General features: G+C 59.9%; 13 protein-coding genes. 10 read left to right on the top strand and 3 right to left on the bottom strand.

The features are described from left to right. Positions 1-111: 111 nt before the first annotated feature. Complete coding sequence (gene hutU, locus LPW13_RS17330) at positions 112-1,803, top strand: urocanate hydratase (RefSeq protein WP_230437248.1); 1,692 nt, start codon at positions 112-114, stop codon at positions 1,801-1,803. Between the two features lie 90 nt (positions 1,804-1,893). After that, positions 1,894-3,444 (top strand): histidine ammonia-lyase, encoded by a 1,551-nt coding sequence (hutH, locus tag LPW13_RS17325; RefSeq protein ID WP_230437247.1) that lies wholly within the window; start codon positions 1,894-1,896, stop codon positions 3,442-3,444. A 103-nt stretch (positions 3,445-3,547) separates the two neighbouring features. Here the strand turns inward: hutH and LPW13_RS17320 are convergent, their stop codons facing one another. The 3 genes from LPW13_RS17320 to LPW13_RS17310 all read right to left on the bottom strand — a co-directional run bounded on the left by LPW13_RS17320 (position 3,548) and on the right by LPW13_RS17310 (position 5,047). Next, the gene (locus tag LPW13_RS17320; protein WP_230437246.1) at positions 3,548-3,838 is read right to left on the bottom strand and encodes a superinfection immunity protein; all 291 of its coding nucleotides are present in this window, start codon (positions 3,836-3,838) and stop codon (positions 3,548-3,550) included. A 76-nt stretch (positions 3,839-3,914) separates the two neighbouring features. Next, the gene (locus tag LPW13_RS17315; RefSeq protein WP_230437245.1) at positions 3,915-4,553 is read right to left on the bottom strand and encodes a hypothetical protein; all 639 of its coding nucleotides are present in this window, start codon (positions 4,551-4,553) and stop codon (positions 3,915-3,917) included. After that, a complete protein-coding gene (locus tag LPW13_RS17310) occupies positions 4,550-5,047 on the bottom strand; it encodes an RNA polymerase sigma factor (RefSeq protein WP_230437244.1) in 498 nt (165 codons plus the stop codon). The genes LPW13_RS17315 and LPW13_RS17310 overlap by 4 nt, the downstream gene beginning before the upstream one ends. A 246-nt stretch (positions 5,048-5,293) precedes the next feature. Here LPW13_RS17310 and LPW13_RS17305 point away from each other — a divergent pair, with 246 nt between their 5' ends. The 8 genes from LPW13_RS17305 to LPW13_RS17270 all read left to right on the top strand — a co-directional run bounded on the left by LPW13_RS17305 (position 5,294) and on the right by LPW13_RS17270 (position 14,175). Further along, positions 5,294-5,686 carry a MerR family transcriptional regulator gene (locus LPW13_RS17305; protein ID WP_230437243.1) on the top strand — a complete coding sequence of 131 codons (393 nt, stop codon included), beginning with the start codon at positions 5,294-5,296 and terminating at the stop codon, positions 5,684-5,686. A 49-nt stretch (positions 5,687-5,735) separates the two neighbouring features. After that, a complete protein-coding gene (locus LPW13_RS17300) occupies positions 5,736-6,905 on the top strand; it encodes an isovaleryl-CoA dehydrogenase (RefSeq protein ID WP_230437242.1) in 1,170 nt (389 codons plus the stop codon). Positions 6,906-7,077: 172 nt separating this feature from the next. Further along, positions 7,078-8,685: a carboxyl transferase domain-containing protein gene (locus LPW13_RS17295; RefSeq protein WP_230437241.1), complete on the top strand. Its 1,608-nt coding sequence runs from the start codon at positions 7,078-7,080 to the stop codon at positions 8,683-8,685. Positions 8,686-8,885: 200 nt separating this feature from the next. Beyond that, entirely contained in the window at positions 8,886-9,683 is a 798-nt protein-coding gene (locus LPW13_RS17290; protein ID WP_230437240.1) for an enoyl-CoA hydratase/isomerase family protein, read from the top strand. Between the two features lie 15 nt (positions 9,684-9,698). Beyond that, complete coding sequence (locus tag LPW13_RS17285; RefSeq protein ID WP_230437239.1) at positions 9,699-9,860, top strand: hypothetical protein; 162 nt, start codon at positions 9,699-9,701, stop codon at positions 9,858-9,860. 62 nt (positions 9,861-9,922) lie between these two features. Beyond that, a complete protein-coding gene (locus tag LPW13_RS17280; protein ID WP_230437238.1) occupies positions 9,923-11,923 on the top strand; it encodes an acetyl-CoA carboxylase biotin carboxylase subunit in 2,001 nt (666 codons plus the stop codon). Beyond that, positions 11,920-12,840, top strand: a complete 921-nt coding sequence (locus LPW13_RS17275) for a hydroxymethylglutaryl-CoA lyase (protein WP_230437237.1) — start codon at positions 11,920-11,922, stop codon at positions 12,838-12,840. Before LPW13_RS17280 ends, LPW13_RS17275 begins: the two co-directional genes overlap by 4 nt. A 75-nt stretch (positions 12,841-12,915) precedes the next feature. Then, entirely contained in the window at positions 12,916-14,175 is a 1,260-nt protein-coding gene (locus tag LPW13_RS17270) for a DUF945 family protein (RefSeq protein ID WP_230437236.1), read from the top strand. Positions 14,176-14,239: the final 64 nt, after the last annotated feature.

Here is a 14,239-nt window from a genome sequence, read left to right as displayed (position 1 = left end):
GTGCCCCACCGCCACCGGACCAAAATCCGGAGCACCCAATACCACCGGGCCAAAAGCCCGCACAAAAGCAAATTCAGACTACCCACAGAATTTGGAAAAGACGAGGCAACCATGACCGATAAACGTCACGACCCCAGCCGCAAAATTGCCGCACCCACCGGCACCCAGCTGAACACAAAGAGCTGGCTCACCGAAGCCCCCCTGCGCATGCTGATGAACAACCTGCATCCCGACGTCGCCGAACGTCCGGAAGACCTCGTCGTCTACGGCGGCATCGGCCGCGCCGCGCGCGACTGGGAGTGCTACGACAAAATCGTCGAAGTCCTGAAGCGTCTCGAAGACGACGAGACTTTATTAGTACAGTCCGGCAAACCCGTCGGCGTATTCAAAACCCACGCCGACGCCCCCCGCGTATTGATCGCCAACTCCAACCTCGTCCCCCACTGGGCCAACTGGGAACACTTCAATGAGCTGGATAAAAAAGGCTTGATGATGTACGGCCAGATGACCGCCGGTTCCTGGATCTATATCGGCTCCCAAGGCATTGTCCAGGGTACCTACGAAACCTTTGCCGCGGTCGCGCGCAAACACTTTGATGGTATAGCTACAAGCGGAGGCGGTGCAAGAGGCAAGTGGGTTCTCACCGGCGGCCTCGGCGGCATGGGCGGCGCCCAGCCTCTCGCCGCCACCATGGCAGGCTTCTGCATGATCGCCGTCGAGTGCGACGAAACCCGTATCGACTTCCGCCTGCGCACCGGCTACCTGGACAAAAAGGCAACCAGCCTCGACGAAGCGCTGGCGATGGTGAATGAAGCCAAGGACAAAGGCGAAGCCATCTCCGTCGGCCTGCTGGGCAACGCCGCCGATGTGTTCCCGGAAATTGTCGAACGTGGCATTTTACCGGACTGCGTTACCGACCAGACCTCCGCCCACGACCCGCTGAACGGCTACCTGCCAAAAGGCTGGACCATGGAGCAGGCGGCTGAAATGCGAAAGCGCGACGAAGCACTGGTGGTGAAAGAAGCCAAAAAATCCATGGCAGTGCAGGTACAGGCCATGCTCACACTACAAGAGCGCGGCGCCGCCACCCTGGACTACGGCAACAACATCCGCCAGATGGCATTTGAGGAAGGGGTGGAAAACGCCTTCGACTTCCCCGGCTTCGTCCCCGCCTATATCCGCCCATTGTTCTGCGAAGGCATCGGTCCTTTCCGATGGGCGGCGCTTTCCGGCAACCCGGAAGATATTTATAAGACCGATGCCAAGGTAAAAGAACTGATCCCGGACGATCCGCAACTGCACAACTGGCTCGACATGGCCCGCGAGCGTATCCAGTTCCAGGGGCTGCCCGCCCGCATCTGTTGGGTGGGCCTGAAAGACCGCGCGCGCCTGGCACTGGCGTTCAACGAGATGGTGGCCAGCGGCGAACTGGAAGCGCCGGTCGTGATCGGTCGCGACCACCTGGATAGCGGCTCCGTCGCCAGCCCCAACCGCGAGACCGAATCCATGCAGGACGGCAGTGATGCGGTCTCCGACTGGCCGCTGCTGAACGCCCTGCTCAACACCGCCAGTGGCGCCACCTGGGTCTCCCTGCACCACGGCGGCGGCGTCGGTATGGGCTTCTCCCAGCACGCCGGTGTGGTGATCGTATGTGACGGCACCGAGGCGGCGAGAAAACGGATCGAACGCGTACTGTGGAACGATCCGGCGACCGGAGTGATGCGTCATGCGGATGCGGGGTACGACATCGCCAAGCAGTGCGCGAAAGAGCAGGGCCTCGACCTGCCGATGCTGAAAGACTGATTCAATTTCACTTAACACGTCATCCCGGTACCGGATCTAGTCCGACATGCGCCGGTATGACGAGTGCAGACAATTTTTGGTAAAAAACTTATGTACCAACTGGAAATTAACCCCGGCCAACTGAGCCTGGAACAGCTGCGCCGCGTCTCCCGCGAGCCGGTCAAACTGAGCCTGTCCAAAGACGCCCACGCCGCCATCAACGCGTCCGCAAAAACCGTCGCCGATGTGCTGGATCAGGGCTGCACCGTGTACGGTATCAATACCGGTTTCGGGCTGCTGGCCAACACCAGCATCAAGAAAGAAGACCTGGAAACCCTGCAGCGCGCCATCGTCCTGTCTCACGCTGCCGGCACCGGTAACTTCATGACTGAGGACACCGTGCGCCTATTGATGGTGCTGAAGATCAACTCCCTCGCGCGCGGCTTTTCCGGTATTCGCCTGGAAGTCATCGAAGCGCTGATCAAACTGGTCAACGCCGGCGTCTATCCCGCAATTCCCGAAAAAGGTTCCGTGGGTGCCTCCGGCGACCTGGCGCCGCTGGCACATATGAGCGTGGTGCTGCTCGGTGAAGGGGAATGTTTTATCAATGGCGAGCGTAAGCCCGCATCGGAAGGACTGCGCTTTGCTGAAATGCGCCCGGTAGTACTGGCACCGAAAGAAGGGCTCGCACTGCTGAACGGCACCCAGGCCTCCACCGCCTTTACGCTACAGGGACTGTTCTCGGCAGAAGATATGTTCGCCGGCGCCGTGGTGACCGGCGCGCTGACTCTGGAAGCCGCCAAGGGCTCACGCCGCCCGTTCGATGACCGTATCCATAGGGTGCGCGGCCAGAAAGCACAGCGCGATGTAGCCGCGAGCTACCGCGATCTGCTGGGTGACCAGAGTGAAATCGGCGAATCCCACGAAGACTGTGAAAAAGTGCAGGACCCGTATTCACTGCGCTGTCAGCCGCAAGTGATGGGTGCTTGCCTGCAGCAGATCCGCTTCGCTGCCGAGATCCTGCTGGCCGAAGCCAACGGTGTTTCCGACAACCCGTTGGTGTTTACGGATGAGGAAAACCCCGAAAATTCCGACATCATTTCCGGTGGCAACTTCCACGCGGAACCGGTGGCCATGGTGGCCGACAACCTGGCGTTGGCAATCGCGGAGATCGGCGCCCTGTCCGAGCGCCGTATGGCCCTGCTGATCGACTCCAACCTGTCCGGCCTGCCGCCGTTTCTGGTGGACAACGGCGGCGTGAACTCCGGCTTTATGATCGCGCAGGTCACTTCCGCGGCGCTGGCGAGTGAAAACAAAACCTTTGCCCACCCGGCGAGCGTCGACTCCCTGCCCACATCCGCCAACCAGGAAGACCACGTGTCCATGGCCACCTTCGCCGGCCGCCGCCTGCGGGATATGGCGGACAACACCTGCGGCATTCTCGCGGTGGAGCTGCTGGCCGCCTGCCAGGGCCTCGACTTCCGCGCACCGCTGAAGACCACCGAGAAACTGGAAAACGCCAAGGCTGCGCTGCGCGAGCGCGTCTCCTTCTACGACAAGGACCGCTACTTTGCGCCAGACATCGAGGAGGCCAAGCAGCTTCTGGAGAGTGCTTATTATCGGGAGTATCTCGCTACCGAAATGCTGCCAAGCAACCGGTAGCTATTGGTTCATGCGGACTCGCTCACCTTTGCCTACAGTGAGATTGCGCGCAGGCGAAGGTGAGCCTATCGGACTGCTCAGCCCCGGCATACCTTCTGTTTTTTTATGCCTCAGATGACGATGACGCAGAGCCGTACTTTTTTGCCAGCTTCCCGCTCATCTTGCCGGTGGATGCCCACACCAGCAGGGCAACCCAAGCGATCCACGAAAGCCCTGCCGGAATATTTGCAAGGAAGATTTTCCCCAGGTGACCGCGATTGAAAAAAATCGCCAGCAGACTTGGCAAAAACCAGATGGCAAAAAATAACACCACAAGAGTGATGGCCTGAATCGGATCCATTTGTGTAAACAGGTCGAGATATTCGGAAAATTTTTGTTCAAGGTTCGACAACATAGTTTCAGTCTCATTATTGATTGAAATTATTAAAGAATGATCGACCCTTGTGGTAGTACCGGCGCAACCCGGTTTCTTACAATTTATTTTTCTGCACTTCAAAACTATCATTTTGCCATTCGGCTATCTGCTGTTCGCAACTCTTGATGCGCCACCAGTACCATACACTCCAGGTTGCCATACCCAGCGCAAAGATGAGTATCCAGCTGATGGCAGACTTGCCGTCGCCGACAAAAATCGGTTCCAGCCAGCCAAATTGCGACAACCACTGCCACACCGCAAAGATGCCCAGTTCCGCGACAAATAGCAGCCAGGCAAAACGGAGCATGCGTCGCTTGCGCACCAGCCGCAGTCGCGCGAGGTCCAGGTAGCCACGGATAGACTCCTCCAATGGATCCCACACGCCCTGACGATTGGAGACCGAAAAGGCCATCGCCAGGGTCAACAGCACGAGCACCAACAGCGCGCGCCACGGGGCATCGCGCATACCACTGTTCATCATCAGATAGACACCGCCGATCCCCACCGCGATTGATCCGGCCCATTCAAGCACGGCAAATACACGCATACGGCGCTCCTGCTGGCGAATCCTGGCACGGATGACCTCGGGCACAGGTACCGCGACCGGTGTCTGCTGCCAGATATCCGCCAGTGCCTGCAGCCCATCGTTTTCGCCATGCCCGCCGATCGGGTGGCCGGTTTTTCTGTTACTCATACCGCATCACTCAGTTTTGCGTTCAGTCGCTCGCGGGCGCGGTTCAGGCGCACGGCCACGTTGGATTCGCTGATCCCCAGTACGTCGGAGATTTCACTGTAACTCAAGCCCTCAAAGCGCAGGGTCAATGCCTGACGCATGCCCAGTGGCAGCAGCGACACAGCGCGCATCAATCGCTCCGCGTTCCGGTGCTGCATCAGATCCGCTTCCGGGCCCGGGCGCTCGTCGGGCACCGCGTCCAACTGATCACTATCAGCACTGTCGCGCCGGCGGGCGAGCTGGGTGACGCTGCGGTTGTGGGCAATCCGATAGGCAAAGGTGCGCACACTCGAATCCCCGCGGAACTCTGGCAGCGCCCGCCAGATGGCCAACCAGATTTCCTGTGTCAGGTCCTCCCGCTCCGCCCGGTTGCGCACATAACTGCCAGCCAGACGCGCAATGCCGCCACCACAGTCCTCGACCAATTGCTGAAAAATCTGCTCGCGCGCGTCCAAGTTATTGCTCTTCCATCCGTTAACGTCCTGGCCGCGTCGCGGCAGGTAATGATTTCTACTGTACCCAGCCGGCCAAAAACCTTACATAAAACCTGAGATAAATTTTTCGCCAACCTGCGCAGCTGGCCAGAGAACGCTTTAGTCAATTTCAGTCACAGATTGGCCCAGATTGACGTTTACGTTAACGTAAACGTCAACTAGACTTCGGACAGATCTAAGGAATGGCCCTATGAGCACCGCAGCATCATGAGCACTACTGCCGCCGACAGTTACAGCATCTCCGAGCTGGCCCGGGAGTTCGGGATTACTACCCGCACTATCCGCTTCTATGAAGACAAGGGGCTGATCAGCCCGGAGCGACGGGGACAGACGCGGGTGTACCGGCCGGAAGACCGGGTGCGCCTGAAGCTGATCCTGCGCGGCAAGCGCCTGGGGTTCTCGCTGGATGAAAGCCGGGAAATCATCGACATGTACGACCCGGCCGGCGGCAATGTGGAGCAGCTCAACCGCCTCCTCGACCGGATCGACGCCAAACGGCAACAGTTGCGCCAGCAGCAGCGGGATATCGAGAAGATGCTCGCGCAGCTGGATGATGCCACCGCCCGTGCCCGGGCGGCGCTGAAAGAACAAAGTGACTGAAACAAATCTGATTTCAAATACCTCTGACTGATTCATTGCGGAGCAGCCCATGAATACGCCTTACCCAACCCTCAACTTCGGCCTCGGTGAAGACATCGAAATGCTGCGGGATATGGTCTACAAGTTCTGTCAGGCAGAACTGGCCCCGCGCGCAGCGCAGATCGATGAGGACAATCTGTTCCCGGCCGATATGTGGAAGAAGTTCGGTGAGCTGGGTCTGCTGGGCATGACTGTGGAGGAGGAGTTCGGTGGCTCCAATATGGGCTATCTGGCCCATGCGGTGGCGATGGAGGAGATTTCCCGGGCGTCCGCGTCGGTCGGCCTTTCCTACGGCGCCCACTCCAACCTGTGTGTAAACCAGATCCGCAAGAACGGGTCGCCGGAGCAGAAGGCGAAGTATCTGCCGAAGCTGTGTTCCGGTGAACATATCGGTGCGCTGGCGATGAGTGAGCCGAACTCCGGCTCCGATGTGGTGAGTCTGCAGCTGAAGGCGGAGAAGAAGGGTGACCGTTATATCCTGAACGGCAACAAGATGTGGATCACCAATGGCCCGGATGCACACACTTATGTGATCTATGCGCGCACCGAGCCGGGTATCAGTTCCGGTGGCATTACGGCGTTTATCGTTGAGCGCGGTTTCAAGGGGTTCTCGCAGGCGCAGAAGCTGGACAAGCTGGGAATGCGGGGCTCGAACACCTGTGAGCTGGTGTTTGAGGACTGTGAGGTGCCGGAGGAGAATATTCTGGGCGAGCTGAACGGCGGTGTGCGCGTGTTGATGAGCGGTCTGGATTACGAGCGTACGATCCTGTCGGGCGGCCCGGTGGGGATTATGCAGGCGTGTATGGATATCGTTGTGCCTTACGTGCACGAGCGCAAGCAGTTTGGTAAGGCGATTGGTGAGTTCCAGTTGATGCAGGGCAAGCTGGCGGACATGTATGCGGATCTCAATGCGAGCCGTGCGTATCTGTATGCGGTGGCCCGTGCCTGTGACCGCGGTGAGGATTCGCGCAAGGATTCTGCGGCGGTAATCCTGTTTACTGCGGAGCGTGCGACGCAGATGGCACTGCAGGCGATTCAGACTTTGGGCGGTAACGGTTATATCAACGAATACGCCACTGGGCGCCTGCTCCGCGACGCAAAGCTGTATGAGATTGGCGCGGGCACTTCCGAGATCCGTCGTATGTTGATTGGTCGCGAGCTGTTTAACGAGACCCGTTGATTCTTTTTTAATTCTTGTGGCGGCGCTGCTGCCGGTGCGTGTTTGCCAGACACGCCGTGAACCCATCCATGGGGGCTCTGCAAAAACATCCTGTTTTTGAAGATCTGGCAAACACGCACCGGCATCAGCACCTTCGCATCCAGGTTCTGACTACGGATTGGCCTCGTTTTTTATGAATCAGATTCAGAGCAAGATAAATTCCCGCGATCCGGCGTTTGCGGAAAACCGCGAGCAGATGCAGAAGATCGTCGACGATCTGCGAGAGAAACTGGAAACCATCGCCAAAGGTGGCAGCGAGCGCGCGCGGGAGAAACATGTTTCTCGCGGCAAGCTGTTACCCCGTGAGCGTATTGACACCCTGCTGGACCCGGGCAGTCCGTTTCTGGAGTTTTCCCAACTGGCCGCATACGACGTGTACGGCGAAGATGTGCCCGCGGCGGGGATTCTGACCGGTATCGGTACCGTTGCCGGTCAGCCCTGTGTGATCGTGGCCAACGATGCGACGGTGAAAGGTGGTACCTACTATCCGCTCACGGTGAAAAAGCATCTGCGCGCGCAGGCGATTGCTGAGCAGAACAATCTGCCGTGTATTTACCTGGTGGATTCCGGCGGTGCCAACCTGCCGCGTCAGGATGAAGTGTTCCCGGATCGGGAACACTTCGGGCGTATTTTCTTCAACCAGGCAAATCTGTCTGCGCAAAATATTCCGCAGATTGCGGTGGTGATGGGCAGCTGTACCGCCGGTGGTGCTTATGTGCCGGCGATGGCGGATGAGTCCATCATGGTGAAGGAGCGGGCGACGATCTTCCTGGCGGGCCCGCCGCTGGTGAAGGCGGCGACCGGAGAGGAGGTTTCAGCCGAAGAGCTGGGTGGTGCGGAGGTGCACTGCAAGACTTCGGGGGTTTCCGACCACTTTGCCAATAATGATACCCACGCGCTGGAGATTGCGCGCAATTCGGTGGCGCGGCTGAACCGGGTGAAAAATCCGGGGCTGGATGTGCAGAAGCCGGTCGAGCCGATTTATCCACCGGAAGAAATCTACGGCATTGTGCCGAAGGATTCCCGCCAGCCATTCGATGTACGCGAGATCATCGCGCGGGTGGTGGATGGTTCCGAGTTTGATGAATTCAAGGCACTGTACGGCACGACGCTCGTGACCGGCTTTGCGCGTATTCACGGCTATCCGGTGGGCATTGTGGCCAACAACGGTATCCTGTTTGCCGAGAGTGCGCAGAAAGGTGCGCACTTTATCGAGCTGTGTGCGCAGCGCAATATTCCACTGGTATTCCTGCAGAACATCACCGGTTTTATGGTGGGCAAGCAGTATGAAGCCGGCGGTATCGCGAAGCACGGTGCCAAGATGGTGACCGCGGTCGCCACCGCCAGGGTGCCGAAGATCACCATCTTGATCGGCGGCTCTTTCGGTGCCGGCAACTACGGCATGTGCGGCCGCGCCTACGATCCCAATTTCCTGTTTATGTGGCCCAATGCACGCATTTCCGTGATGGGCGGTGAGCAGGCCGCGGGCGTGTTGGCGCAGGTGAAAAAAGACCAGATGACCGCAAAGGGCGAGGAGTGGAGCGAGGAAGACATCGCCAGGTTCAAGCAGCCGATCATCGACGACTACGAGCACCAGGGACACCCCTATTACGCGTCGGCGCGCTTGTGGGATGACGGCGTGATTGATCCGAAGGATACCCGTCAGGTACTGGGGTTGTGCCTTGCTGCGGCCACGCATAAAGAGCCCGAGGAGACGAAGTTCGGGGTCTTCCGGATGTAATACCCGATTCAGGGTAATGCACTCGATGGGAAGGTTCTGCTAGCGTGGCTACTTTGCGGGACCTTCACCGGCATGGATGCCGGTGCAGAGCGTACAGGGATGTATTCACAGCGTGTCCCGCAAAGTAGCCACGCTGGCAGGACCGCCACCGGACCTGCTTCAAAGCCCCGAATTAAGAACCAATTTTGAGCGAGAACACCATGACCGAAAAAATGCTGTGCGAAATCGACAACGAAGGCGTCGCGACGGTTACCCTCAACCGCCCGGAAATTCACAACGCCTTCGACGACGACCTGATTCGCCAGCTGGGCGAAACCTTCGACAAACTCGCTCAAAGTGGCGGCGTGCGCGCGCTGATCCTCGCCTCCAACGGCAAAAATTTCTCCGCCGGCGCCGACCTCAACTGGATGAAGCGCATGGCGGACTACAGCGAAGAGCAGAATCGCACCGACGCCGCCACCCTCGCCGCCATGCTGCACAAACTCGACAACTTCCCCGCCCCCACCATCGCCCGCGTACAGGGCGCCGCGTTCGGCGGTGCGGTGGGTCTGGTCAGCTGCTGCGACATCGCCGTCGCCGCCGAGCGCGCCAGCTTCTGCCTGAGCGAAGTAAAAATCGGCCTGCTGCCGGCCACCATCAGCCCTTACGTCATCAACGCCATCGGCACCCGCCAGGCGCGCCGCTACTTCGTCACCGCCGAGCGTTTTACTGCCGAGCGCGCGCAGGAAATTGGTCTGGTGTCTGAGGTGGTTGCGGAAGGCGAGCTGGACCTGACGGTTCAGAAATTGGTGAACAGCATTATCGACAACGGCCCCAACGCGGTCACCATGGCCAAGCAACTGGCCATGTCCATGTCCAACCGGGTGATCAATGAGGAGCTGCAGGGGCAGACCAGCGCCCTGATTGCGGCGGTGCGGGTTTCGCCGGAAGGGCAGGAAGGGTTGAGTGCGTTTTTGGAAAAGCGTGCGCCCAGCTGGATGAACACCAACGAGGAATAAGCCTCGGGTTGGTGGATGCGCTTCGCTTATCCACCCTACAAAACTTACGAAGTACAGATATTCAAATCGAAGGCCGGGCACCGGGTGCGGGTTTTCAGGATCGTCGTCGCCATGGATGGCGGCGCCGAAGCGTACATGGATGTACTCGCAGCGGTCCTGAAAACCCGCACCCGGTGACCGGCCGCCACAGCACCCGAACAGAGCTCCCGAAAACCGGGAAAGACAAAACAGAGCCAGCTATGATTCGCAAACTGCTGATCGCCAACCGCGGCGAAATTGCCTGTCGTATTATCCGCACCGCGCGTCGCCTTGGCGTCGCCACCGTTGCGGTGTATTCCGACGCAGATGCCAACGCCCTGCACGTCCAGCAGGCCGACGAAGCCGTACACCTCGGCCCCGCCCCGGCCAGAGAATCCTACCTGGACATCGACAAAGTCCTCGCCGCCGCCAAACAGACTGGCGCCGACGCCATCCACCCCGGCTACGGCTTCCTGTCCGAAAACGCCCACTTCTGCCGCGCCTGCGACGAAGCCGGCATCATCTTCGTCGGCCCACCCGCCGGCGCCATCGACGCCATGGGCTCCAAATCCGCCGCCAAGCGGATCATGGAAGAAGCCAATGTACCGCTGGTACCCGGCTACCACGGCACCAACCAGGATCCCGGCATTCTAGAGGGCCACGCCAACCGCATCGGCTACCCCGTGCTGCTCAAAGCCGCCGCCGGTGGCGGTGGTAAAGGCATGCGTCGGGTCGACAACGCCGAAGAATTCCATGGCGCGCTGGATGCCGCCAAACGCGAAGCACAGAACGCCTTCAGCGACGACGTCATGCTGATCGAGCGCTACGTGGTCAATCCACGCCACGTGGAAATCCAGGTGTTCTGCGACAAACAGGGCAACGGCGTTTACCTGTTCGAGCGCGACTGCTCCGTACAGCGCCGCCACCAGAAAGTCGTCGAAGAAGCACCAGCGCCAGGACTGCCGGCGGAAACCCGCCAAAAAATGGGTGAAGCCGCCCTGCGCGCCGCCCACGCCATCGGCTATGTGGGCGCCGGCACCGTGGAATTCCTGCTGGATGCCAGCGGTGCTTTCTACTTTATGGAAATGAACACCCGCCTGCAGGTAGAGCATCCGGTGACCGAAATGATCACCGGCCAGGACCTGGTCGCCTGGCAGCTCGCCATTGCCGCCGGCGATGGCCTGCCGCTCGCTCAGGACGACCTGCATATTGTCGGCCACGCCTTCGAAGTACGCATTTACGCGGAGGACCCGGACAACGACTTCCTGCCCGCAACCGGCAAGCTGCTGCGTCACCAGCCGCCCGCCGAGGACAAATCCGTGCGTGTGGATACCGGCGTGCAGACCGGTGATGAAATCAGCGTGCACTACGACCCGATGATCTCGAAGCTGATCGTGCACGGGCGCAATCGCCGCGAAGCGCTCACCAAGCTGGACCGGGCACTGCAGCAATACCAGATCGCCGGGCTGCGCCACAATATCGAATTCCTGCGCCGGGTGATCAATCACACCGCCTTCGTCAGCGGCCGCGTGAACACCCACTTTATCGAAGATTACGAACAGGAAATCCTGCAGCAGGAACGTCAGCTGCGCAGCCAGCAGTGCGCCGCCATTGCCGCCTTCCTGCACCACCGGGAAACCCGTGCACTGCATCGCGCCGCGCCCAAGGCAGATCCGTTTTCCCCCTGGCACAGTGGAAACAACTGGCGCAACGGCCTCACCCTGTGGCGACGCCAGCAAGTCGAGGTGCACGGGCAGACGATCGAGATCCTGTTTTCCGGCAGCGATGAAAAACTCCACTGGCAATGCAAGGCGGCGCTGGATACCCAATCCGGCGAAGTGGTTTCACACCACGGGCAGAATGTGGCGATTCTCGACGGCCGCCGGGTCAGCTATACCAGCGTGACCAGTGACGACGGCGGTACCGTATTCATCAACGGCGAGCAGGTGGATTTCAAGGTCCTGCAAGCGGACACCGGTGAAGCCAGCGACGCCGCCCACGGCCTCGAGGCGCCCATGAACGGCACCATCGTCACTCTGCTGGTGAAGCCCGGTGCGGCAGTGGAGCAAGACCAGCCCCTGCTGGTGATGGAGGCGATGAAGATGGAACACACCCTGCGCGCGCCGGCAAAAGGCACTGTAAGCCAGTTTTTCTGCAGCGCCGGAGAACTGGTGGACGGCGGCAGCCTGTTGATCGACTTTGAACCGGAGACAGCATCATGAGCCTGCCCGATCGTGTCAAAATGGTGGAAGTGGGCCCGCGCGATGGCCTGCAGAACGAGAAGCAGCCAATCTCCGTGCAGACGCGGGTGAAGCTCATCGATCTGCTCAGCAACAGCGGCCTGAGAGTAATCGAGGCCGGCAGCTTTGTGAGCCCGAAATGGGTCCCCCAGATGGCCGCCAGTGAAGAAGTCCTCGCCGGCATCCGGCGCGAGCCCGGCGTAACCTACAGTGCCCTCACCCCCAATATGGTGGGCTACGAGCGCGCGCGGGAGGCCAACGCGGATGAGGTGGCCGTGTTCGGCGCCGCCTCCGAGAGCTTTACTCGCAAAAACATCAACTGTTCCATCGAGGAGAGCCTGGAACGTTTTCGCCCGCTGGCGGAACAGGCCCGCGCCGATGGCATCCCCGTGCGCGGTTATGTGTCCTGTGTACTGGGCTGCCCTTACGAGGGTGACATCAAGGCGGAGAAAGTGGCCGAGGTCAGCAAGGCGCTGCTGGATATGGGCTGCTACGAAATCAGCCTCGGCGATACCATCGGTGTGGGCACGCCGGAGAAGGCCCGATGGATGATCGAAACCGTGGCCCGCTCGGTCCCCCTTGAGAAGCTGGCGGTACACTTCCACGATACCTACGGCCAGGCCCTCGCCAACATCTACGCCACACTGCAGGCGGGCGTCACCGTAGTGGACTCGGCGGTGGCCGGTCTCGGCGGCTGCCCCTATGCCCGGGGCGCCTCAGGCAATGTTGCCAGCGAAGATGTGCTGTATATGCTCGACGGCCTCGGTATCCATACCGGGGTGGACCTGGGGCGACTGGCGAAAGCAGGCAACTTCATCTCCGCCGAGCTCGGACGCGAGAGCAACTCCAAGGTGGCCAGGGCCATCGGCGGCGAGCACGGGCGCGTCGCCGGCGATTAACGGGATTCAGACCGATCTGCTAACATCGGGCGCTCAGATTTTCCGCATCCGCGCCGATGGTAGATTATTAGATTCATGAAATTCTTACGCATCACCCTGATTTCCCTGACAGCCCTATTGCTGCTCGCAGCGCTTATCGCGCCGCGGCTGATCGGCCCGAAGGCCGAACAGATCCTGCAGCAGCAACTGGCCAACCAGCCCAATATCGAACTCACCGGTTATGAGCGCGGCTGGTTTGGCGCAGAGGCACTAACCCTGCTCAAGGGCAAAGACGGCGCCACCGAAGCCTATACCGACATACAACACGGCCCGGTGCTGTTCACCGGCAGTGGGCCGCGTATCGGGATTATCTTCGCGGAAACCCGCCTTACCGGAGCGCAACTGGAACCGGCACTGCGCCGTCAGCTCGAAGCCTATTACGGGCCGATCGGTACCGATATAGAGCAAAGCCCGCTGGTGGTGGAAACGCTGGTCGGTACCAATAACCGGGTGACCAATACCCTGCACCTGCTTCCCATCAATCGCAGCGAAGGCGACCAGCAGATCCGGTTCCAGGGCGCCCGGTTAGAATTGGTAACCGACTACCGGGGTGTACAGCAGGACAGCCGCTTCGAGCTGGGTGAATTCGTGCGTATGGATGGCCACCGCGAGGCACTCTACCTGCAATCCGGCCAGGGCACCTTCAACCTGGCCCCATCCGGGGCCGGCACTCTCAAGATTGCGCTACCCCTGGTGCGGGCCAACAATGATTCCGGCCCGCTGGAATTGCGCGATGTGACCCTCGACTATACCGGTGAACTGGTGGCAGCGCGTACCCTGCGGGTCAACACCCGCGTATCCATGCCCGAAATCCAGTCCGCCACCCCGGCAAGTGCCGTTACCCAGCAGCTCAATCTGCCCCAAATCAGCTATAACGATCTGCACCACTATCTCTACAGCCTGCTGCTGACACCGGCGGCTCAGCGTAACTGGCAACAGGTGTTCGACCGACCGCTGCAAATGCAGCAACAACTGGATATCGAAACCGCCAATGGGCCGATGCAGTTGCAACTGGACGTGGACTGGAAAGGAATGCCGCGCAAGCGCCGGGTGAATAACGACCAACTGTTCTGGCTCGACGCGCTCTCTGGCAGCGCCAATATTACCGCCGCGGAACAGGCGGTGATGCAATCTCCGCTACTGATACAGGCCAACACCCTCAAACAGTACGGCCTGCTGCTACAGAACAATGGTGAGCTCACCATGCACCTGCAGCTGGACCGTGGCAATCTGGAGGTGAACGGTCAGCCGCTGCCGGCGGACCTGTTTATTCTCGCACTGACCAGCGGACTCTGAGTTAACTGCATTAAATAACAGGCAAAAAAAGAGCGGCCAACTGGCCGCTCGAGCTTTCTCTCAC

This window comes from Microbulbifer celer, from assembly GCF_020991125.1.
Classification (GTDB): domain Bacteria; phylum Pseudomonadota; class Gammaproteobacteria; order Pseudomonadales; family Cellvibrionaceae; genus Microbulbifer; species Microbulbifer celer.
The sequence above is the reverse complement of the archived record's forward strand: the minus strand, read 5'-3'. Positions and strand labels throughout refer to the sequence as shown.

Coding starts and splice junctions, on each gene's coding strand:
- hutU (WP_230437248.1), top strand. CDS start 112: ATGACCGATAAACGTCACGACCCCAGCCGCAAAATTGCCGCACCCACC.
- hutH (WP_230437247.1), top strand. CDS start 1,894: ATGTACCAACTGGAAATTAACCCCGGCCAACTGAGCCTGGAACAGCTG.
- LPW13_RS17320 (WP_230437246.1), bottom strand. CDS start 3,838: ATGTTGTCGAACCTTGAACAAAAATTTTCCGAATATCTCGACCTGTTT.
- LPW13_RS17315 (WP_230437245.1), bottom strand. CDS start 4,553: ATGAGTAACAGAAAAACCGGCCACCCGATCGGCGGGCATGGCGAAAAC.
- LPW13_RS17305 (WP_230437243.1), top strand. CDS start 5,294: ATGAGCACTACTGCCGCCGACAGTTACAGCATCTCCGAGCTGGCCCGG.
- LPW13_RS17300 (WP_230437242.1), top strand. CDS start 5,736: ATGAATACGCCTTACCCAACCCTCAACTTCGGCCTCGGTGAAGACATC.
- LPW13_RS17295 (WP_230437241.1), top strand. CDS start 7,078: ATGAATCAGATTCAGAGCAAGATAAATTCCCGCGATCCGGCGTTTGCG.
- LPW13_RS17290 (WP_230437240.1), top strand. CDS start 8,886: ATGACCGAAAAAATGCTGTGCGAAATCGACAACGAAGGCGTCGCGACG.
- LPW13_RS17285 (WP_230437239.1), top strand. CDS start 9,699: ATGCGCTTCGCTTATCCACCCTACAAAACTTACGAAGTACAGATATTC.
- LPW13_RS17280 (WP_230437238.1), top strand. CDS start 9,923: ATGATTCGCAAACTGCTGATCGCCAACCGCGGCGAAATTGCCTGTCGT.
- LPW13_RS17275 (WP_230437237.1), top strand. CDS start 11,920: ATGAGCCTGCCCGATCGTGTCAAAATGGTGGAAGTGGGCCCGCGCGAT.
- LPW13_RS17270 (WP_230437236.1), top strand. CDS start 12,916: ATGAAATTCTTACGCATCACCCTGATTTCCCTGACAGCCCTATTGCTG.